The following is a 19,932-nucleotide window of genomic DNA, read 5'->3' on the forward strand; positions in this document are numbered from 1 at the left end:
TTTCCTTTAAAAAAGGTCAAAACCTTTAACAAAAATCGATGTTGGCTCCTGGCTGTGAAATGACCCCGTTAGAGCTGGCGAATCGGTCAAGGGGCAAGGTCAATTCGCGCAAAGGCCTGATGGATCTCGGTTGTGGCTGTTGGCATCCTCTGACGGTTGGTTTCGCGCACTTTGCATGGCTCCTATGCGAGATTCGCTTTGTTGGCTAATCCACTGGCGGCGGGGGTTGCAAAGATGGGGTTGCAAGTGGGTGTGCGGCACATCTGACGAACGGGGCGGGTTTTATTGGTCTGGGCCGGCTGGGGGCTGCTGCCAGCGTTTGAGCTGAAGTAGGTATTGCCCCAAAAATGGTAGCCCTCCGATCGCGGGGAGTAGGTAGCGGGAGGTACACAACAGCCCGAGGGCGGCCCCGATCGGGGCGGCAAAGTAGGGTTGGTAAAACAAGATGAGGGCCGCATCCCGAGTGCCTACGCCCGCGAAGGTTAAGGGCAACAGACCAGCCAAAATGGCCAGCGGTGAGAGGGCTAAATTAGCCAGGAAAGGCGCGAAGGCACGCAGGGCCAGGATGAAAAACCAAATTTGCAAAAGATGCAGAAACCAAATCACGATCGAGGTAAGGGTGACGATCGCGAGTTGGCGGCGATCGCTCCAAAAGTAGTCATGCATCAGTTGCCAGGAGTCGCTGAGCCGATCGAGCTTGCGGCGCATCTTGCCGGGGGCGATTCGCTGACCGGCGGCAAAGACCGATCGGGCAAAGGCGGGCCAACTCAACAGTGCCACCCCGGACACGAATCCCCCGATCGTGGCCAACGTCATGATCCAAAACAGCGGATCCTTGCTGGGATAGAGCAGCAGGCCAAACCCGCACCACACCAGCAACGACAACATATCGCAAGCCTTTTCAAACACCACCAACGAAAAGGCCAGGGAACCCTCTAAATGGCCCCGATCGCGCATGAAATAGGACTTGGCCAGGTCGCCCATCTTGGACGGCAGCACCATATTCAGCACACTGGCCGCCAAAATCAGCCGATTGGCTTCTCCAAAGCTCAAGGTTGCAGCGGAAGCCGCCGCCGGATCGATCGCGGGGGATCTCCCAAATCCTGAATCCTCTCGACTGTCTGGGTTGGCCAGCGGCATCCCGCTTTTGGGCATTCCCCGAGGCATTAACTGTTGCAGCCGCCAGGAGGTCAGCAAGGTTAAGGGCACAACCATTCCTAAGCTGATGGCCATCCATACCGGATCGCATTGCTGAAACACCTGCACCAACCCAGCAAAGTCAATGCGGGTGTAAATCACAATCAAAATCAGCAAGCTAACGGCAATTGAAACCCAACGCTTCATAGCAAGTCTCTGGCGGGGAGGATGATAGGGATAGATGGGCGGCTTTAGGAAAACAGGCGATCGACCTTCAGGGGGTCGCCGGGCTGGAGATGCCGAACCTGAGCTGTCAAATTCCAGCTTTTTTGGAGCTGACCCGCTTGGTAAGTGCGGCTCATCACCACATAAATCGAAGTTTGATCGGTGCCGATCTGCACCTCCTGCACGGGTTGCCAATCGGGAGCGACCAACTCATCTTGCACCCGCCAGCCTTGCTCCACCCATTCCAAACGACGAATGAAGCGATAGGGGGTCGATCGCTTGCCCACGATCAAAATCTGCTGCAAAATGCGCCGAATGAGGTTCGGAAAAAAGCGCCCCACGCTCAACATTACCAACCGCAAAATCATTAACTTGCTAGGGGTCATCAGGGTTTGTTTTGCCCAGCCCAGTTGTCCACAAATGCCAATGCGATCGGGTTCCACTTGCAGATCATATTGATCCACTAGGTGACCTACGGCATTCTTCAGTTTTTTGCCCTGCTGAACTTGCAGTGAAAATTGGGTATCGGATGCCAATAATTCTTGGTTTCGGAAAATTTTGAAAGTGCCGCCTTTGTTCAACGCCAACAGTAAGGTCAGCCAGTGTCCTTCATGGTTTTGGCGACGATCGATCAAAATTCTGGCTTCCGGTAGCCAAACTCGCAGGGGCTTGGGATCTGGAATAGGCGGGCGATCGGGCACAAAATCTCGCCAAGCTAACAAATAATTCCAAGCGTGATGACCCACAATATGGTCATCCGCATAACAGGCTCCCAATCCCCGTGCGAGTCCTTGCAAGATTTGGTCATTAATTGCCAGAGCCGAAGGCATCCACTGCCCCACCAATTCAAAGCCATGGGGAAAGAAATTATAGGTATTTCGGCTCGTATATTCCCCCCCGAAAGAGCCATCGGGATGTACAAACCATTGCACCAATTCCACCGCTTGGGCTAAGGCGGGCTGTAACCTTGGATCAGCCTTGTCGCCTTGTAAAGTCAGCAACCGCGCCAAACAGGAAATGGTGAGGGTGTGGTAGCCCGGATCGCACCCTTCATATTCTTGAAACCAGCCCTCGGTACTTTGCCAAGACAACACCTGATTGAGGCGATCGACCTTGGCCCGTTGCCATCGATCGGTCTGGAGCCGTTGCCCCAGCAACTCCAAACACAGCACAATCAAGGCTTGGTGGTTGGTGAGTCGGCCGCTTTCTTGGTGATGGGCCAACCAATCGGCCCGCCGACTCAAAAATTGCCAAATTTGCGGATCGTCCAGCCCAATCAGCTCACAGGCATCAATGCAGGCCAGCAAAGAAAAGGCCGCCGCCCCCCCAGCCCGCTCAAAGGGAAAATAATCATCACAGGAGCCATCTGGATGAGAGCTTTGGGCCCCGTAGCGAATGCCTGCTTCAACCCAGCGCCGGAGGTTAGGTTGCTGATAAAAAGGATTATTCGGTAAAGGCAAGGCCCAAACCAGCGCCAGGGGCAGCACAAATTCCTGGCTCATGCCGCTGGGAAAGTCAACGATTTTGTATTGCCAGTAGTTGCGATCGAAGCAACCATAGGTGGGGCTATGGGGGTTGCGATCGCACAGGGTCAAAATTTTGGGGATTTGGGCGATCGCCGCCTGGGCAAACTGATCCCGATCGGGCTGCGATGGGAAAGATGAAGGCTGATGAGGCATGTAGCTAGAAAACTCATCGATCGCCATAGGGAGATGCGGGGGGAGTTGAGCGGATGTGTAAATTCAGACGTGGGGTATGGGTCACCAACGATCGCGAGTTCGATCGCAGCAACAACCAAGATACGATCGCCCCGGGCCCCCACCATCATCACCACCCATCCCAGCCCCTGTCACCGTATCCCGCTGGCCACTCGCTAGGATAGAAACATCATGCAAGTTGATTTTGCGCTAATTGATTTCGCACCAATTGATTTCGCGCCAGTCAATTTCTTAACCACTGCCTTGAACCCCTTGAGTGCCTTGCCCTCTCAATTCAGCCGACTCATGCGGAGGTAGCGATCGTGCTCAACCCCACAAAGTCGATCGTGGACGAACTCACCCGAGAACTAGCAGACGGCTACCGCCAAACCTACGGCGGTATGAAACCGGACTATGCGGAAATTCTCGGGTGGGTTGCCAACATGGCCCTAGAAAACATCGCCAACAGTGACGCGCTCTACCACAACGTCGAGCACACCATGTACGTCACCCTGGTGGGCCAAGAAATCCTGAAAGGCAAGCATATTCGCCAAGGCGGCGTGACCTGCGAAGATTGGCTGCTCTTTCATGTCTCGCTGCTGTGTCACGACATTGGCTACGTTCGCGGCGTTTGTCACCGCGATCGCCCCCAGCAGCGGATTTACGCCACCGGCATTGACGACGAAACCATCGCCCTCCCCACCGGAGCCACCGATGCCAGCATGGCCCCTTACCACGTCGATCGGGGCAAACGCTTCATCAAAGACCGCTTCAAAAAGCACCGCCTCATCGACACCCAGGCCGTGCAAGACAACATTGAACTCACCCGCTTCCCCGTTCCCCAAGACAACGACCACGCCGACACCGTAGGCTATCCCGGTCTGGTGCGAGCCGCTGACTTGATCGGTCAGCTATCCGACCCGCGCTATTTACAAAAAATTCCCGCCCTCTATTACGAATTTGAGGAAATTGGCACCAATCAGCAGTTGGGCTACCACAGCCCCGATGATTTGCGCGCCAAATATCCCAGCTTCTATTGGAATGTGGTTTACCGGTACATTGAGCCAGCTCTTGGCCTGTTGGAACTAACCCAAACCGGCAAGCAAATCGCCGCCAACCTCTATGCCAACGTCTTCCGGGTCGAACACCAGCAATACACGCCCTTTTTTGCCCCCGAGGCTCACTCTCTAAACTCAGCCAACTCAGCTTCCGCTTCAGTCAATTCAGTAAACTCAGCCAGTTCAGGAACCTCAAGCGGTGGAGCTATTCCCACCAAAAACAACGTGCAAAAACAAGGAAGCCACGCCGATTAGGCATGGCTTCCGAGCAAAGAGTTCCCAAGCAAAGAATTAGGGGGCTTGGTGTGAGGGCTGCGTTGTCATGGGGATTCAATTTCCCCCGCCTAGCGCTTGCCGTTCACTTGCCCCTTGTCTCTTGTTATGGCCTAGGCATCGCTATCCACACGGGCATAGAAGCGACCGACAATCTTCATGTCGCTCGGCTTCTTGGAACCCATGTCGGTATCCGAGGGTTGGTAGCTAACGAAAGTGCCAGCAATTTCGTTGGTGTCAGCGTCTACCTTCGACACTTGCAGCGAGATGTTGCCCGTGCCGATGTCGTATTTCTTGACGTTTTCTTTCACCAGCTCATCGCTGTCAGCATCAGCGGGCAGCGCCACGGCATTGTCATAGCCGCTGGCCAAGCCACGACCCTTCGGATCCAGGAAGGTGGAACCACGATAGGAGGGAACGCGGAATTGACCCTTCAAGTCGGTGGAAGAGGTGATGGCCGCTTGACCGGCTTGGCTGGTGGCCACCAGTTGCTTGATCGTGAACAGGAAGGGCACTTCTTCGCCACCGGGCAGCAGCACGGTTGAAGGCTGGAAGTCAAAGCCATCTTCTTCGGTGAAGGTCAGCGAGCCATCGCTGTTCACGGCCAGGGAGCCTTGAATTTGGTCGAGGGAGCTGGTTTTGCGGGTTAGCAAACGGCCTTCCACAAATTCCGCTTCTCTGCGCTTGTTAAGGCCTTCTTCTTTTACGTAGTAATTAAGGGGCTGTAAGCACAGGGCTTGAATGCTGTAATTTTTACCTGCTTCAAGGGCGATCGAACCGCGCGTGACGGTATCGACATCAGGGCAGTTATTCGCCAAACCGGTGTTCCGAATTTCTTCGTAGGTCAGGGGGCGATCGCTGGCCATTGAGGCATCGCCGCAGGCCGCCGTTAGCACACTCAGGCACAGGGCCAGAAGCGCGGCGATCAAAGCTTTGTATCGCATGGTGAACCTCAATCTCTAAAGTCTTGCTAAGGTCTCAAGGAATATTAGAAGAAGACTGGGACAAGTCTCGTGGCAGCGATCGGCGAGGGGTCACGACCGTAAGGGGCAAGCAGGCTACCCGATCGGGCAGTTACTAAACCCAAGCCCGCTGTCCAAGGTTTTCGAGATGGCCCGCGTGAAATCACCCGAAGAATCCGCTTGAGCAAGCGATCTACAGCGCAACACCACGCCACTAGGCATCCGAATTTTGGGGTTAATGGAGAAAACAATCAATCTCAATCAATCCCAACGATCGCTGGATATACCAAGCCAAGCGTCCCAATAGAGCATTCTACACGCCTCAGCGACCGCCCAATCGATTTCGCTGATTTGATCGATCGCTTTCGATCATCACCCAAGGACACCGCCGTCAAGCTGGTTTCGGAGCCAAGCCCCCAAGCGCAGCGGGGCCAGATTTAAACATCCGGCCCCGCTGCTGATTTTGTGTTTGATTTTGTGCTTGACCCGGTGGTTCCCTCAGTCGCCCCTGTTGTGGAGCAGGGGGCCGGTGGGTTGGGTCTGCACCAGGACTGGGCGATCAACTGGGTGATCAACTGGGCGATCAGGTAATCGACTGAATCGATTGCTCGATCGATCGCCTGGCCCCGTGACGTTTGCCTAGCTCATGGTGGCTGGGCTGCGATCATAGCTATCGCTAACCAACTTGCCTTGAATGTGGGTCAGGCGGTTGGCCGCATCGGCGGTCAGACCCATGGTGACGCTAGCGCGGCCTAGCAGGGATTGATGACGGTGCTTAACGGCATGGTGACGTTGGGTCATCAGGGCACGAGCGCGGTCGAGACTAGACATGGGAGCAACCTCCGAGGAAAAACTGATTGAGGGTTATAGCGACAACAACCGTTGATTAACTCCCGGACTGTTGGAGGGCGATGCAGGCATTGCGCCGGGTGGGCGGCAATCCCTGGCCCGATCGGGCCTTGGTTACTGGCTCCGCTGGGTCAGAAATCAAGGTCGGTTTCAGGCCGTTGTCCTACTTCTGAGAGTAACGCAGATGAAAAAATCCTGCCAATTTCTGTATCAAGAGTTACGAAATACAAATCTTTAGAATTGTCCCAAAGGGGGTTGCGCGCGATCGCGCGGGGTATAAACAGGGGCCCAGTTGCATGACCAATCCATTGCCCCTTGCAAGAGCAGGCGCGAACTGAGATACAGTTAAGAGCAATTTGCGAGCGCAACAAATCGCAATACACCGAAACCATCGCAATCCCACACCCTGCCCAGTGATTGGGAAGGAGACTCGGATCATTACCCCCCGACTCCTAACCCCTCCTACGCTGTTTTGGCGGGAAATCTGCGGCAGTGACTGCAACGACGCGATCGCACCCTGGGTCGGATAAGGATCGATCGCAACCAGCAATTTGAGGCGAGGAGAAACCTGTGGAAGTCGTCAAAGAGTACGTCCAGCGCTGGTATGAGAGCGATCTCGATCCAGATGAATATATTTGCCACCAGAAGCAGGGCAACTGGGTCGAAATTGAGGAGGCGACAACGGGGGAACGCTTCGAGGTGCTGACCTTTTGTACGAATGACGTACTGGGGTTAACGATGAACCCGGCCGTGCGCCAGGCTGCCATCGACTCAATTTTGCAATACGGCACCTCGAATAGTTCCTGCTCGGTGTTAAGTGGTCGGATTGATCTGCACCGCCAACTGGAGGATGAAATTTCCGGCTTCAAGCATTTGCCTCACACGCAACTGTTCATGAATGCCTGGATGGCGATGCAGGCGGTGATTGATGGTTTTTGCCACTTGGCCATTCAGGTGCCGGGCTTTACCCACGATCGCGAAACCCTGATCATGTCGGACGTGTTGAACCATGGCTGCATCATCTCGGCCCTGGCCCACGCCCGGACGCGATCGGGCAAAACCTTTAGCTATAGCCCCAATGTGCGGGTGAAGGCTTACCGCCACTGCGACGCGCAGGATTTGGCTCGCAAGCTGGAGCGCCATGCGCGGCCCGGCGATCGCATTTTTGTGGTGTCGGATGCGGTGTTTTCGATGGATGGGGACGTGGCTCCTCTGCCGGAGATGATCGAGGTGCTCAGTCGCTATCCCGGCTCTGTGCTGTTGATGGACGAAGCCCACGCCAGCGGCGCGCTCGGGCCCACGGGCCGCGGCATCTATGAGCATTTTGGGATTTTGCCCAGCGATGCGATCGCCAAAGGCGTTGTGCCCCTGATCATGACCACCTTCTCGAAGTTTGCGGCTTCGGCCGGCGCGGCCATCAGCACCCATGTGGCGGAATTTAAGCCGCTGATGAATGTGTCGCCCACCTCGATCGGAACCATTTCCCTGCCGCCGCCCATGACCGCCGCCGCCCTGGAGAGTATTCGCCAAGTGCGCCAACATCCAGAGCTGGTGAAGCGCCTGCAAGACAACACCCGCTATTTGCGATCGCGGTTGACGGCGGCCAACTTTGAAGTGATGGGCGAAACCAACGTGCTGCCCGTGTTGTTGCCACCGGACATGAACCCGAAATATTTCGCCCGCCAACTGATGGCTGAGCAGGGAATTTGGGTTTCTCCGATTTGGTTCATTGCCAAGCCTCGGGTGCGGATCACGGCCAACGCGCTCCATACCCAAGACGAAATGGATCGGTTGGTGGATGCCATGGTGCAGGTGCGCGAGTCCATGTATGCCGCCAGCAAGTCAGCCTAGGTTGACCTCGGTTGACCCAGGTGGGCCAAGAGCTGCCTAGGATAGAGGACAACGACTGGGACTGATTGCCGAGATGTTTGGAACTTCTTGCGCCAATCAATCCAAGGCTCTTTTCCTTGAAATACCCTTGGCAGCCACCTTGGTGCTTGCCGATTTCTCATCAATTTGGATCATCCAATCCTATGACCACCCATTTCATCGAGTTTGAGATTGACTTGAACGAGTCGCCGATCGCGCTGCCCCAGGCGATCGAAACGGAATTGCAAAAACGGGGTGAGCCGTTGCGCTGGGCTGTGACCCAGGTGGAAGATGATCTGGCCAATGTGGAAGCGATTGTGACCACGGGCATGGTGACCAGCGAACCGATCGAGTCGAACGTTTAACGGCGCACCGCTGGCCTTAAACTCCAGGCCTTAAACTTCAGACCGGAAGCTCTTGTTTGGCTCCCGGCTGCATCCCGCAAATACCCGGATCAAACCCGGCCGATGCGCGAGACCGGGGCCAAGCTGTTGTTGTTCCATGTCCTACGTCTGATGCAAGCTGTGCCCGATGCAATCTGCGATCGTTGACCGAACTCGCCCGTTTACGGCGGTCTTGCTGATTCCCACCGGCATTGGTGCAACGATCGGGGGTTATGCAGGCGATGGGCTACCGGTGGCGCGAGCCATGGCCTCGGCGGTGGATTGTTTAATCACCCATCCCAACGTGTTGAACGGGGCCATGCTCTATTGGCCGTTGCCCAATACTCTCTATGTGGAGGGCTATGCGCTCGATCGGCTCGCGGCGGGCGATTGGGGGCTGCGGCCGGTGCGCCAAAACCGGATCGCTCTGATTTTGGATCGGGCCATTGAGCCGGAATTGCAGCGGCGGCAACTGCAAGCGGCCGATGCGGCCCGGGCCACCTTGGGCATTGATGTGATGGCGGCGATTGTGACCGATCGCCCCCTGGGAGTGGCCCTCAAAATTTCCGCTTCCGGAGCCTCTTGGGGCACCATTGCCCAACCCGCCAGCCTGCTGAGGGCTGCGGAACGGGCGATCGAAGCCGGAGCCGAGGCGATCGCCGTGGTGGCCCGTTTTCCCGACGAAGACACCCCCCTAACCACCGCCTATCGTCAAGGCCGGGGAGTGGATCCGATCGCTGGAGCCGAAGCGGTGATCAGCCATTTGGTGGTGCGGGAATTTGCCGTGCCCTGTGCCCATGCGCCGGCCTTGGTCAGCGGCCCCCCAGCGGCAGACTTGGCCCCGCGATCGGCCGCCGAGGAATTGGGCCATACTTTCCTGCCCTGCGTGCTGGCGGGCCTGTGGCGATCGCCCCAACTCCTGCGCGATTGGGCCCAATGGCAACCCTTAGACATCACCCGCAACTCGATCGACGTGGTGATTACGCCCACCAGTGCCTGTGGTGGCGCGGCCGTTTTACATTGGGCCGCTGCCGGGGCCGATATCCTCGCGGTGGACGACAACGCCACAGCGATGCAAGTCCCCCCCGAAGCGCTGAATTTGCGAGCCACACGGGTGCGATCATACTTAGAGGCGATCGGTTGGCTCACGGCCCGCCGGGCCGGCCTCTGGCCCGATGCCTTGCGATCCAGTCCAATCATGCCGTTATTACCAACGGTTGATTCGCCCGGGGATTAAGCGCCATCCATCGCCGTTGATTCGCCCTTCAGAGCCATTTTTCATGCACCCTTGCCCTCGCTCCATCCCCGCTTCGCCCCGTCAAGCCCTGTGAATGATTTTGAGGATTTGGATCTAGAACCCCTAGAGCGATCGCAGCTTTTGATGACGATCGCCCTCACGGCCCTGGCCTTTTGGGGAGGGGCGCAACTGTGGCTCTGGTTGGGCCAAGTGCAGCGCTGGCCCGTGGTGTGGTCTTGGTCTGAGGCGGCGATCGGGCTGGGGCTAGGCCTTGCCATTACCGGCCTCAGCGGCGCGATCGCCCTGGTTTGGCCCGGATATCGTCGCAGCGCCCAGGCCTATCTCAACTGGCTGATGCCTTCCCTTTTGCCCTGGGATGCGCTCTGGGTGGGCCTGTTGCCCGGAGCCAGCGAAGAACTGTTCTTTCGGGGAGTGATGTTTCCCGGCTTGGGCGCTGACTGGCTGGCCCTGTTGGGATCTAGCCTTTGCTTTGGTTGGCTGCATTTGGCAGGACGCAAGCACTGGCCCTATGCCGCTTGGGCCGGCATCACCGGGGCTATTCTCTGCGGCAGTGCTTGGTGGACAAGCAATTTGCTGGTTCCCACCATTGCCCACATCACCACCAATGCCTTGGCTGTGTTGATCTGGCACTATCAACGAGCCAAGGCCTAGGGGCGAAACCGTCCAGTACCCGCCCAGTGCGATAGACTAGGGGCTGCCAGCATCCGCCCGCCATTGCGGTTTGCGGCGGCTTTGTTCACTCTCTCAGCTTTTTGCCGATGGGTTCTCCGTCCTCGATCGCCGTCCGTGAACTGCCGTTGTTCCCCCTTAACGACCTTGTGTTGTTTCCAGGACAACCCCTGCCGCTGCACATTTTTGAATATCGCTATCGGATCATGATGAACACCATCCTGGAAACCGATCGACGGTTTGGGGTGTTGATGTCCGATGAACAAAGCGGCGAAATTGCCACCATTGGTTGTTGTGCGGAAGTCCTGCGCTATCAACGGTTACCCGATGGCCGGCTGAAGATGTTGACCCTCGGTCAACAGCGCTTTCGGCTCTTGGAATATGTGCGCGATAAGCCCTACCGCGTTGGCTTGGTGGAATGGATTCAAGATGATCCCCCCAGTGATGATCTGTATGGGTTAGCCGGGGAAGTGGAAACCCTGCTGAAGGACGTGGTGCGGTTGTCGGCCAAACTGTCCGATCGGGAAATTGAGCTACCGGACGAAATTCCCACCCTGCCCACGGAATTGTCCTACTGGGTTGCGGCCAAGCTCTATGGCGTGGCGGCGGAACAACAGGCCCTGCTGGAAATGCAAGATACGGCGGTGCGCCTGCAACGGGAAGCCGAAATTCTGAGTTCAACGCGCAACCACCTGGCGGCTCGCACGGCGCTGAAAGACGCACTTCCTTGAGGTTTTTTAGCGGTTTCTGGTTTTCAGCGTGGGCGATCGCCCCATGATGGCCATGACCATGAGCCGATCGAGGGTGGTTATTGGGCCGGTGCTATTGGGCTATTGCTATTGGGCCGATCGCAGCGCTGCCAAATCGCCACCACAGATGGCGGGCAAATTGCGGGTGATTTTGGCAATCTCCCAATCCCACCAGCGAATTTCTAGCAGCGCGGCGATCGTTTCCTGATCAAACCGCTTCCGAATGGGTTGGGCCGGATTGCCACCCACGATCGTGTAAGGATCAACCGATCGGGTCACCACTGCCCCCGTCGCCACGATCGCCCCATCCCCAATTTGCACCCCTGGCATAATCGTCACCCCATAGCCCAACCACACGTCATTGCCGATCACCGTGTCGCCCTTGTGGGGCCAGTCGTCGGGCATGGCGGTTTCCCAACCATGGCCAAACACGGGAAAGGGATAGTTGGTGAACCAATCGGTGCGATGGTTGCCACCGTTCATGATGAATTTGCACTCGGCGGCGATCGAACAAAACTTGCCGATTCGCAGTTTGTCGCCAATGAAGTCAAAGTGGTAGAGCACATTGGCTTCAAAGCGTTCCGGCCCGGCGGGATCATCGTAGTAAGTGTAGTCGCCCACGACGATCTGAGGATTTTTAATTAAAGGCTTCAAATAAACCAAGCGCCCTTGACCTGGCATGGGATAGGGCTGTTCTGGATCGGGGCCACAGGAGCCAGAATTAAAGGATTTAGAACTAAAAGGCTCAGCACTCACAGATTCAGGGTGAACAGATTCAGGGCTAACAGATTCAGAGCTAACAGATTCAGGACGAGAGGACATAGACAATTGCCGATAGTTGCCGGTTTTGTCGAATTCTCTGCAAGCAAGTTCTATAGCAAGTCGATCGGGCGGCCCGTATGGGCCGATCGCGCCGCCGCATCCGCTACCCGCAGTGTGTATAAACTCTCTTCCGGGCGCACATACAGCGGTGTGCCATTCAGCAGGTAGGCCAAGACCGCGTGGGTGTCGCGGGCAAACAGTCCCTGCCGACCGTCCACCGCCAGCGGTGTCACCTGATCGCCTTGGATCAGTTGCCCCTGATTGCCTTCATAAATCAACGTGCCCTGACTGCCGCGCACTTCCAGCAGCCGCTGGGAACCGTGAAATCGATCGCCCTTGCCATAGGTGACCGTGGCGATCGGGCCGCTGCTAAAGATCAGCCTGGCTTCGCACCAACAGGCGTGATAATCCTCCACCTCCGCTGGCCAGTAGCGGGCCACAGCTCCCACCTGGCGGACATTTTCAAACACATCCACCAGGCGATGGAGCCGAGATAGGGCCCCCACCAGCGGAAATCCAAACAGCGATCGGTTATAGGTCCATTTGCCCGGGGTGGGAATTTGCGGCGCGATGGTGCTGTAGCGAGCGGAGATCACCTCGCCCACTTTGGGCAGCCAAGTCCGCAAGGATTGATGCACACCGCCCAACAGCTCAATGTGCTCCACATGCAACAGCCGATCGCGCGATCGGGCCAATTCCACCAACTCCGCCGCCTCGTTGGGATCCAGTGCCAAGGGATATTCCGTCACCACATGGCGATCGGCCTCCAGGGCTGCCCGCACGATCGCCCCTCGCTCGGCGTTGGTGTTGCAAACCATCACCAGGTCCACATCCGCGTGGCTAACCAGCTCCCGCCAAGAGTCCAGGGCGATCGCCCCGTAAGTTGCCGCAAAATCCGCCACCTTCTCCGGTGTGCGTCCCGCCACCGCTACCAGCTTGGCCGCCAACCAGTCTCCCTGTGCATCCGGCAACAGGGCCTCCGCCCGCAACTTTGCCACAAAGCCCGTGCCCACCAGGCCGACGCGCACCGGATTACCCAATAGCATGACTACAGATCACGAACATAGCCCCCCGATCTTAGCCTTTTGCCCCGGTCTCCTAGCGCTGATTTCGGGTGGCGGAAGGGCCGGAAAACCGACAATTTGAGGTGTTTTTATAAAAATTTCTTATTTCAAAACAAAGCTTTAGCTAGGGTTATAAATCGAAGCAGTCTCGGAACAATAAGCCTGGAAAGCCTTGAAAATATTGGTTTCAAGACTTTAGACTAAGCCAAGAACCCACAAAAACTCTGTCGATTCTCGCAAAAATATCCAATAAGTATAAGTAATTAGAATCGAATCTGGAAAAACGATTAAGAATAACGTTCTCGGATCCCTGTGCTCATCCGTAGTAGCAATAAAAATTTCTCGTAACATCAGAAGGCGAGGTTGGCTACGCCGGAGCTGAACCATGTCTTAACCCCATGGCTTCAATTGTCGGTGGCCTCAAACGTAACTAAGGGTTCAGTGGGCATCCCGCCGATCGCGTTGACTGAGACTCCCGATCGCGACTGTTGTGTCAGCAGTCAAAATCCCATGGTCGCCAGTTGGCAACCCCGTGCAAGCTGCGCCATTGACCCGGTTAATCCGTTGCGTTAGCCCCATACCGCCCCTGTTTTTACGCGAGAGAGAGAGTCACAACCATGGCGACCTTCAAGGTAACGCTCATTACTCCCGACGGCGAAAAGGTAATCAACTGCGCCGACGATCAGTTCATTCTCGATGCGGCTGAAGAGGCAAACCTCGATCTGCCCTACTCCTGCCGTGCAGGCGCTTGCTCGACCTGTGCTGGTAAGGTAACTGCCGGTTCGGTGGATCAATCGGATCAGTCTTTCTTGGATGACGATCAAATCGAAGCGGGCTATGTGCTGACCTGTGCTGCTTACCCCACTTCAGACTGCACGATCGAAACCCACAAGGAAGAAGAGCTGTACTAAGCCTTTCTTCGGGTAGCAATGCCCAACCCATACGAAACGGGGCCGACGATGGTTAGCCCCGTTTTGTTTTTGCTTTTGAGTGGTTAGCCTTTGGCTTTTGGGGCCCGACTGGGCCCAATCCTTGGGCTGGGTTGGCTGATGTGGTCTAGGCGAGCTGATTGGATTGGCGAGCCTATTGTTGTTGCAGCAACCGTTGCACCCATTCCAGTTGGGTGGTGTCGCGCACGATTAACAAAATGCCCAGCCCCAACAGCAGCACCAAACCCGTTTGCATGACGTTTTCTTGAAATTCCTGGGGTAAGGGCCGACCGCCGCGCAGGGCCTCGATCGCCAGGAAAAAGAGTTGCCCACCATCCAAGGCCGGCAGGGGCAGGATGTTGATGACGGCGAGGTTAATGCTGATCAGCGCCATGAAGGGAAAGAGGTTCCCGGCATCGGATTGGGCGATGTTGGCTCCCCATTCAATGATTTTGACGGGGCCAGACACTTGGGGCGCGGTTTCTCGGAAGTTGGCCGCCAGGGTCAAGAAGCCGCCAGCGGTTTGGGTCACCATGGTTTGGAACCGATCGGCCGCCAGGGTCAACACTTCGATCGGGTTGCGGGCGGGGCGATAGACCGGTCGGCCGTTGGGGGCCAGTTGCACGCCGATGCGTCCTTGGCCCGCTTCGTCCAGCTCGGGGGTGACTCGGAGGGTGAGGCGATCGGCTCCCCGTTGCACGTCCAGGCTCAGGGGGCGATCGGGGCTGGCCTTGATCTGCTCCATCAACACCTTCACGCTTGCTTGTTCGGCGCTGAGGGCTTGCCCATCGATCGCCTGCACGATGTCCCCTGCCTTCAGTCCGGCTCGTCCGGCCGGATTGTCAGGAGCCAGCACTTGGGGCACAATCACCCCTGCTTCGTAGCGGAAGCCATCGGGCACGCCCATGAAGCCATATTGAGCCGCCAAAACCCCATAGGCAAAAATCAAATTGGCCACCACGCCGGCCGCAATCACAATGGCTCGATCGGCGATCGGGCGATTGCGCATCAAGTTGGGGTCATCGGCGGGGATGGAGCTGTCTTCGTCGTCATCCGGGAAGCCCACAAAGCCCCCGAGGGGAATGGCACGAATGGCGTATTCCGTTTGCGGCCCCTGATATTTCCAGAGGACGGGCCCAAAACCCAAGGAAAACTTGTTGGCGTAAATGCCCTGTAACCGAGCCGCTGCGAAGTGTCCTAATTCGTGAACGAACACCAGCAACGCCAATACACCGATCGCCACCAATACCGACATAGGCTTGCTGCTCAATAGAAATGCAAAAAATGCAAATGTGTGAAAGCTAACGCAATGGATGCGGGCGAACACTGACGAGGAAGGCGCAGTGATGCCTTGCGAAATCCAGCGCAGAAAATCCAGCGAAAAAATCTCGTAAAGATTCAGTATAGAAGGCTGGCGAGATCTGTGGGTGCAAGGCCCTGGCTCGGGGGCGGTGGGTTCAGCAACGGCTGTTCTTGGCGGGGCGATCGATCGGGCATTGGGTCGCAGCCAACGGCTCTTGAAATTGCGATGAGAGGCCGAGACCAAATCACGATCGCCCAAACCAACTCATGGGCGGCCTAGTTAGTGGGCGGCAGCGCCACCGAGGTAGAGTTCCGCCACTTTTGGATCGTTGAGCAGATCTTGGCCGGGCCCTGTGAAGCGATCGCGCCCTGCTTCTAGCACATAGCCCCGATCGGCCATTTCCAAAGCCTTGCGGGCGTTTTGCTCAACCAAAATAATCGAAGTGCCCGTGCCGTTGATGGCCTTAATTTGCTCAAACACGTCGTTGACCAAAATGGGCGAAAGCGCAGCGGAAGGCTCATCCAACACCAGCAACGCCGGTTCCAGCATCAGGGCCTTGCCCATGGCCAACATTTGCCGCTCACCGCCGGACAATGTGCCCGCTCGCTGGTGGCGGCGCTCGTGCAATCGGGGGAACATGGTAAAAATCCGTTCCTTCAGCGACCCGATCGGTTGTTCTAGGATGAATGCGCCCATTTCCAGGTTTTCTTCGACCGTGAGCGATCGAAACACGTTGGCAATTTGCGGCACATAGCAAACGCCCCGTTGCACCACTTCATTGGCCTTTAGGTGCCCGATCGACTCGCCATGAAATAAAATCTGGCCCCGATTGGGGTTCAGCAGCCCCGCGATCGTTTTGCCCAAGGTGGATTTACCCGCACCGTTGGGGCCAATGATGGCCACCAGTTCACCGGGGGCCAGGGTTAAATTCACCCCTTGTAAGATGTCGAGGCCCTTCAGGTAGCCAGCGTATACGTCTTGGACTTCAAGGAGAACTGACACGATCAAGCAGGGGTGGAAGTTTCAACTAATCGTAATACCATTTTTGGCAAATGCTCTGGGGGGCAGCATGGAAAACTCAACCATGGCCGCGAAATTGCTGTTGGAGCAACTGATTTCTCCGGAACAGTTGGCCCCAATGCTGTCGGATCCGGATTGGGTGGTGGTGGACTGTCGGTTTTCCTTGGGCGATCGCAACTTGGGACAACAGCAATATCAAACCGCCCATATTCCCGGCGCAGTCTATGCGGATTTGGAGCGGGATTTGTCGGGCCCCGTTGGCCCCCATGGTGGTCGGCATCCGCTGCCTGTGCTCGATCGCCTGGTGGATCAACTGGGCTTTTGGGGCATTGATACCGATCGGTGGGTTGCGGTCTACGACGATTCCCAATTTGGGTTTGCGGCCCGTTTCTGGTGGCTGTTGCGCTATTTGGGCCACGATCGGGTGGTGCTGCTGGATGGCGGTTGGTCGGCCTGGCGAAGAGCTGGTTTGCCCACCACCAGCCAACCCAGCCACCCGATCGTCCGTCAGTTTGTGCCCCGCCCGCGCTTGGAACTGCTGGCCTCGATCGACACAATCAAACAAGCCCAACGGTTGGCAGAAGGAACCATCATTGACTCCCGAGAACCCGCTCGCTATCGCGGTGAAGTGGAGCCGATCGACCCCGTAGCGGGCCACATTCCCGGAGCCATTAACTATCCCTGGGTGCAGGTTTGCGACCCAGAAGGCCGCGCCCACTCGATCGCCGCCTTAAAATCCCACTTTCAGGACTTGCCCCCCAATCCACCCCCGATCGTCTACTGCGGTTCTGGCGTGACGGCCTGCGTTAACCTTTGGGCCCTAGCCCGCGCTGGACTGCCCCAAGCTCGTCTCTACGCCGGCAGTTGGAGTGACTGGTGTTCCTATCCCGACTTGCCCAAAGTTACTGCTCCGCTTGAATGAGTATGTTTGAGGAGCCTAAATGATTACTCTGCTGACCTGATCGATTGACCTGATCGATCGTCGAAGACAAGGGACTAGCAATCACCGAAGACAAGGGGCTTAGGGCCTGTCGTCGTTGAGTACGAAACCCTAGACCTGCTGTTAGTGGATCGTGGGGGGACAAGGGGCTTAAGCCCCTTGTTACGACGATTAGGGCACGGAAGATCAATCGTTTCAGCATCACCTCGAAAAATGACGATACCCCCTAAGCCCCTTGCCCCTATGGTTGTTGTTCTTTAAATCAACTTTTCAAGGTAATTTTTCTAATCAAATAGCTTCTCAAAATAGCTTGAAATCGCCAACGGAGCATGATCACCATGGCCCTTTCTGAAAAACTCATTGAACTGGTTGTTGATAAAGTGCTCATTGGCGGCATTGTGCTGATTGCTGGCTATTGGTTAAACAAGCGATTTGAGATTTTTAAAAGCGACATCAATGAAAAATATCGCCAGCGTCAAATCCTAGTCGATTTGGAAAATCAGCAGAAACAACGCGTTGCCGAATTAGAACAAGAAATCCTGCTGGCTCGTCATCAGGCGGAACTGGAATTCTTGGAGCGCCAAATTGCCGAGTTCTATTGGCCAATTTATTTACGCCTTGAAAAAGACAACGCCATGTGGCAGCGAATCGCCACTTTGGGCGCAAGAGATCACGCGTTGCCGGATTCTGCCGGAGAAATTATTGAGCGAGACTTTATTTTAAAAAATCACGATGAAATTGTTGCAATTATCGAATCCAAAATTCACCTGGCTGAACAGGCAGAAAATAGCCAAGAGCTGATTGAAGAATTGCTGAAATATCTGAAACATGTGGCAATTTACAAAGCTGTGCGATCGATCGAATCCATGCGCGGTGTGAACCCAATGGATTTAAACGAACCCTTTCCGTCCAAGCTGTTTCCCCTCATTCAGCACAACTTTCGATCGCTCCAGGCTCGGTATGAGCAACTGAAGCAAGCCAAATTCCGGGACTTGAACCCCTCCTGAACCAATCCGGGCGATCGCTGAAATCTTCCCCGATCGAGCTGTAAAGGCAGCTCGATCGCGCCCATATTTGCAAAGATCTGCATTTAAACAGGGTGGCTGTAGCCCTTAATCGCAAGTTAATCGCTCTGATCCCTTGGGATATGTCAACTTTTGCAAAGGGCCGATCGACCCCCAATTGGCCCGGCCCGACTCCGGCGCGATCGCCCTAAAGCCCCACCCCCCAACAACTTGATGGCCCACCCGATCGTTAGGGCGATCGGCCCGGGGAGACCCAAGCGACCCATTCCCTAAAACTAGACTTAAGATTTATTCTCAATAATACGAGCTTCTTGCAAATGCTCATTTATACCTGTTACCATTTGGCAGAGGGAAACGCTTCAGGTCAAACCTCGCCAACCCCTATGTTTTCCTACACACCACAGTCCCTAAAAGCCGAGTTAAACGAGCGCGGTTGGCGGATGACTCCCCAACGCGAAGTGATCCTCAATGTCTTCAAGGATCTGCCCGAAGGTCGCCACCTCAGCGCCGAAGATCTGTATCACTTGCTTGAAGAGCAAGACCAAGGCATCAGCCTTTCTACGATCTATCGGACTCTGAAATTAATGTCGCGCATGGGCATTTTGCGCGAACTAGAACTAGCAGAAGGCCACAAACACTACGAACTGAATCAGCCCTATCCCCATCATCACCATCACTTAATTTGCGTTAAGTGCAATAAAACGATCGAATTCAAGAACGATTCGGTTTTGAAAATGGGAATTAAGCAATCGGAAAAAGAGGGCTACCATCTGCTCGATTGCCAGTTAACCATCCACGCCATTTGCCCTTCCTGTCAGCGATCGCTCTTGCCGCTTTAATCTGTGAATAATGATCCTAAATTAGGGGTTGGCTGAGTGGAAATCCATTGAGCCAACCTTTGGTCATAATTGGGCGTGCTAGGCTCCTGTGTCCTGCAATTTCTGTATTCTGAAATCTGGGTGTTTTAGGGGCCTAAATTTTGGTTCACCTAGTTTATTTGGGGGCTATGGAGATGATTTCAACACCTTGAATGATCTGAACCTAGTACACTAGTCGATCGAGTCTTGAGCGTCCAAATTGTGATTGCCTAAGTCTTGAGCATCAAAGTTTTGAGCGTCATAGTCGATCGGCAAGCGTGGCAACGCTGGCTCCCCATGAGCAGGATGATCAACGATACCTTGGGAGGTTTGATAGTGCAGCCCCCAGTTGTGCATCGCTTCCAGCACTGACCACAGGGATTCGCCCAAGGGCGTGAGGGAATATTCCACCCTGGGCGGCACTTCTGGATAAACTTGCCGGTGAACAATGCCATCAGCCTCCAGTTCCCGTAGCTGCTGAGTCAGCATTTTTTGCGTCACGCCCTGAAGCGCTCGGCGCAGTTGAGCAAAGCGCATGGTTCCTGCAAATAGCTCGCGCAAAATCAGCACTTTCCAGCGCCCATCAATGATATTGAGTGTTGTCTCAACGGCACAACTGAGGCGCGTGAAGCCCGTGGTGGGTGCTGGATTCGGGGTAATCATGGGCGATCGATCCTCATGCAGCGAAGGAAGCCACAGCAAGCCATATCAAAAGCAATATAGATCAATTTCTTCAAGTTGATGGTTGAAATGTTTCTTGAACATGCTCTTGAATGCTCTCTTGAATTTTCTAGAAATTACATTTAGAAATTACACTTCTGAGAAAACCTAAAATTGAGTTGT

General features: G+C 55.5%; 19 protein-coding genes and 1 pseudogene. 10 read left to right on the top strand and 10 right to left on the bottom strand.

Annotation, left to right across the window (positions count from 1 at the left end; translation table 11 throughout):
* Positions 1-282 precede the first annotated feature (282 nt).
* Together AC2IAX_RS11400 and AC2IAX_RS11405 are read right to left on the bottom strand one after the other, a co-directional pair.
* Positions 283-1,344, bottom strand: a complete 1,062-nt coding sequence (locus AC2IAX_RS11400; protein ID WP_494387599.1) for a lysylphosphatidylglycerol synthase transmembrane domain-containing protein — start codon at positions 1,342-1,344, stop codon at positions 283-285.
* A 44-nt stretch (positions 1,345-1,388) separates the two neighbouring features.
* A complete protein-coding gene (locus tag AC2IAX_RS11405) occupies positions 1,389-3,041 on the bottom strand; it encodes a hypothetical protein (RefSeq protein WP_494390370.1) in 1,653 nt (550 codons plus the stop codon).
* Positions 3,042-3,382: 341 nt separating this feature from the next.
* Here AC2IAX_RS11405 and AC2IAX_RS11410 point away from each other — a divergent pair, with 341 nt between their 5' ends.
* The gene (locus AC2IAX_RS11410) at positions 3,383-4,372 is read left to right on the top strand and encodes an Npun_R2479 family HD domain-containing metalloprotein (RefSeq protein ID WP_494387600.1); all 990 of its coding nucleotides are present in this window, start codon (positions 3,383-3,385) and stop codon (positions 4,370-4,372) included.
* 131 nt (positions 4,373-4,503) lie between these two features.
* Here AC2IAX_RS11410 and AC2IAX_RS11415 read toward each other — a convergent pair whose 3' ends face one another.
* Together AC2IAX_RS11415 and AC2IAX_RS11420 are read right to left on the bottom strand one after the other, a co-directional pair.
* On the bottom strand, positions 4,504-5,334 hold the full coding sequence (locus tag AC2IAX_RS11415) for a photosystem II manganese-stabilizing polypeptide (protein WP_099535472.1): 831 nt from the start codon (positions 5,332-5,334) through the stop codon (positions 4,504-4,506).
* A gap of 657 nt (positions 5,335-5,991) precedes the next feature.
* Entirely contained in the window at positions 5,992-6,183 is a 192-nt protein-coding gene (locus AC2IAX_RS11420) for a glutamine synthetase inactivation factor IF7A (RefSeq protein ID WP_494387601.1), read from the bottom strand.
* 588 nt (positions 6,184-6,771) lie between these two features.
* On the opposite strand from AC2IAX_RS11420, the gene AC2IAX_RS11425 reads away from it, so the two are divergent.
* The 5 genes from AC2IAX_RS11425 to AC2IAX_RS11445 all read left to right on the top strand — a co-directional run bounded on the left by AC2IAX_RS11425 (position 6,772) and on the right by AC2IAX_RS11445 (position 11,111).
* Complete coding sequence (locus AC2IAX_RS11425) at positions 6,772-8,052, top strand: aminotransferase class I/II-fold pyridoxal phosphate-dependent enzyme (protein ID WP_494387602.1); 1,281 nt, start codon at positions 6,772-6,774, stop codon at positions 8,050-8,052.
* A gap of 182 nt (positions 8,053-8,234) precedes the next feature.
* The gene (locus AC2IAX_RS11430) at positions 8,235-8,435 is read left to right on the top strand and encodes a DUF8621 family protein (protein ID WP_494387603.1); all 201 of its coding nucleotides are present in this window, start codon (positions 8,235-8,237) and stop codon (positions 8,433-8,435) included.
* Between the two features lie 166 nt (positions 8,436-8,601).
* On the top strand, positions 8,602-9,690 hold the full coding sequence (locus AC2IAX_RS11435; protein WP_494387604.1) for a DUF3326 domain-containing protein: 1,089 nt from the start codon (positions 8,602-8,604) through the stop codon (positions 9,688-9,690).
* Positions 9,691-9,780: 90 nt separating this feature from the next.
* A complete protein-coding gene (locus AC2IAX_RS11440; protein ID WP_494387605.1) occupies positions 9,781-10,362 on the top strand; it encodes a CPBP family intramembrane glutamic endopeptidase in 582 nt (193 codons plus the stop codon).
* 107 nt (positions 10,363-10,469) lie between these two features.
* On the top strand, positions 10,470-11,111 hold the full coding sequence (locus tag AC2IAX_RS11445) for an LON peptidase substrate-binding domain-containing protein (RefSeq protein ID WP_494387606.1): 642 nt from the start codon (positions 10,470-10,472) through the stop codon (positions 11,109-11,111).
* A 105-nt stretch (positions 11,112-11,216) separates the two neighbouring features.
* On the opposite strand, the gene AC2IAX_RS11450 is transcribed toward AC2IAX_RS11445, so the two are convergent.
* The 3 genes from AC2IAX_RS11450 to AC2IAX_RS11460 form a co-directional block, all read right to left on the bottom strand.
* Positions 11,217-11,810 (bottom strand): CatB-related O-acetyltransferase, encoded by a 594-nt coding sequence (locus AC2IAX_RS11450; protein ID WP_494390371.1) that lies wholly within the window; start codon positions 11,808-11,810, stop codon positions 11,217-11,219.
* Between the two features lie 191 nt (positions 11,811-12,001).
* Positions 12,002-12,997 carry a Gfo/Idh/MocA family protein gene (locus AC2IAX_RS11455; protein ID WP_494387607.1) on the bottom strand — a complete coding sequence of 332 codons (996 nt, stop codon included), beginning with the start codon at positions 12,995-12,997 and terminating at the stop codon, positions 12,002-12,004.
* 456 nt (positions 12,998-13,453) lie between these two features.
* Positions 13,454-13,594: a hypothetical protein gene (locus tag AC2IAX_RS11460; RefSeq protein WP_494387608.1), complete on the bottom strand. Its 141-nt coding sequence runs from the start codon at positions 13,592-13,594 to the stop codon at positions 13,454-13,456.
* A gap of 38 nt (positions 13,595-13,632) precedes the next feature.
* Between AC2IAX_RS11460 and AC2IAX_RS11465 the strand changes: the two genes are divergently transcribed.
* Positions 13,633-13,926 carry a 2Fe-2S iron-sulfur cluster-binding protein gene (locus tag AC2IAX_RS11465; RefSeq protein ID WP_099535489.1) on the top strand — a complete coding sequence of 98 codons (294 nt, stop codon included), beginning with the start codon at positions 13,633-13,635 and terminating at the stop codon, positions 13,924-13,926.
* 172 nt (positions 13,927-14,098) lie between these two features.
* Here AC2IAX_RS11465 and rseP read toward each other — a convergent pair whose 3' ends face one another.
* Both rseP and AC2IAX_RS11475 read right to left on the bottom strand, forming a co-directional pair.
* Positions 14,099-15,199 (bottom strand): RIP metalloprotease RseP, encoded by a 1,101-nt coding sequence (gene rseP, locus AC2IAX_RS11470; protein ID WP_494387609.1) that lies wholly within the window; start codon positions 15,197-15,199, stop codon positions 14,099-14,101.
* A gap of 327 nt (positions 15,200-15,526) precedes the next feature.
* Positions 15,527-16,249: an ABC transporter ATP-binding protein gene (locus tag AC2IAX_RS11475; protein ID WP_494387610.1), complete on the bottom strand. Its 723-nt coding sequence runs from the start codon at positions 16,247-16,249 to the stop codon at positions 15,527-15,529.
* Between the two features lie 82 nt (positions 16,250-16,331).
* Between AC2IAX_RS11475 and AC2IAX_RS11480 the strand changes: the two genes are divergently transcribed.
* From AC2IAX_RS11480 to AC2IAX_RS11490, 3 genes are all read left to right on the top strand, one after another.
* Positions 16,332-17,189 carry a sulfurtransferase gene (locus tag AC2IAX_RS11480; protein WP_494387611.1) on the top strand — a complete coding sequence of 286 codons (858 nt, stop codon included), beginning with the start codon at positions 16,332-16,334 and terminating at the stop codon, positions 17,187-17,189.
* A 356-nt stretch (positions 17,190-17,545) separates the two neighbouring features.
* Positions 17,546-18,214 (top strand): hypothetical protein, encoded by a 669-nt coding sequence (locus AC2IAX_RS11485; RefSeq protein WP_494387612.1) that lies wholly within the window; start codon positions 17,546-17,548, stop codon positions 18,212-18,214.
* A 401-nt stretch (positions 18,215-18,615) separates the two neighbouring features.
* Entirely contained in the window at positions 18,616-19,071 is a 456-nt protein-coding gene (locus AC2IAX_RS11490; RefSeq protein ID WP_099531468.1) for a Fur family transcriptional regulator, read from the top strand.
* A 351-nt stretch (positions 19,072-19,422) separates the two neighbouring features.
* On the opposite strand, the pseudogene AC2IAX_RS11495 reads toward AC2IAX_RS11490, so the two are convergent.
* Positions 19,423-19,752, bottom strand: a pseudogene (locus AC2IAX_RS11495) (winged helix-turn-helix transcriptional regulator); the annotation flags it as partial.
* Between the last annotated feature and the right edge of the window lie 180 nt (positions 19,753-19,932).

Source organism: Limnothrix sp. HT2024 (genome assembly GCF_059138625.1).

Bases quoted from the DNA above. Each gene is read 5' to 3' on its own strand.
- rseP (WP_494387609.1), bottom strand. From the start codon at position 15,199: ATGTCGGTATTGGTGGCGATCGGTGTATTGGCGTTGCTGGTGTTCGTT.
- AC2IAX_RS11480 (WP_494387611.1), top strand. From the start codon at position 16,332: ATGGCCGCGAAATTGCTGTTGGAGCAACTGATTTCTCCGGAACAGTTG.
- AC2IAX_RS11415 (WP_099535472.1), bottom strand. From the start codon at position 5,334: ATGCGATACAAAGCTTTGATCGCCGCGCTTCTGGCCCTGTGCCTGAGT.
- AC2IAX_RS11490 (WP_099531468.1), top strand. From the start codon at position 18,616: ATGTTTTCCTACACACCACAGTCCCTAAAAGCCGAGTTAAACGAGCGC.
- AC2IAX_RS11465 (WP_099535489.1), top strand. From the start codon at position 13,633: ATGGCGACCTTCAAGGTAACGCTCATTACTCCCGACGGCGAAAAGGTA.
- AC2IAX_RS11400 (WP_494387599.1), bottom strand. From the start codon at position 1,344: ATGAAGCGTTGGGTTTCAATTGCCGTTAGCTTGCTGATTTTGATTGTG.
- AC2IAX_RS11445 (WP_494387606.1), top strand. From the start codon at position 10,470: ATGGGTTCTCCGTCCTCGATCGCCGTCCGTGAACTGCCGTTGTTCCCC.
- AC2IAX_RS11435 (WP_494387604.1), top strand. From the start codon at position 8,602: ATGCAATCTGCGATCGTTGACCGAACTCGCCCGTTTACGGCGGTCTTG.
- AC2IAX_RS11420 (WP_494387601.1), bottom strand. From the start codon at position 6,183: ATGTCTAGTCTCGACCGCGCTCGTGCCCTGATGACCCAACGTCACCAT.
- AC2IAX_RS11460 (WP_494387608.1), bottom strand. From the start codon at position 13,594: ATGGGGCTAACGCAACGGATTAACCGGGTCAATGGCGCAGCTTGCACG.
- AC2IAX_RS11485 (WP_494387612.1), top strand. From the start codon at position 17,546: ATGGCCCTTTCTGAAAAACTCATTGAACTGGTTGTTGATAAAGTGCTC.
- AC2IAX_RS11430 (WP_494387603.1), top strand. From the start codon at position 8,235: ATGACCACCCATTTCATCGAGTTTGAGATTGACTTGAACGAGTCGCCG.
- AC2IAX_RS11455 (WP_494387607.1), bottom strand. From the start codon at position 12,997: ATGCTATTGGGTAATCCGGTGCGCGTCGGCCTGGTGGGCACGGGCTTT.
- AC2IAX_RS11405 (WP_494390370.1), bottom strand. From the start codon at position 3,041: ATGCCTCATCAGCCTTCATCTTTCCCATCGCAGCCCGATCGGGATCAG.
- AC2IAX_RS11450 (WP_494390371.1), bottom strand. From the start codon at position 11,810: ATGCCAGGTCAAGGGCGCTTGGTTTATTTGAAGCCTTTAATTAAAAAT.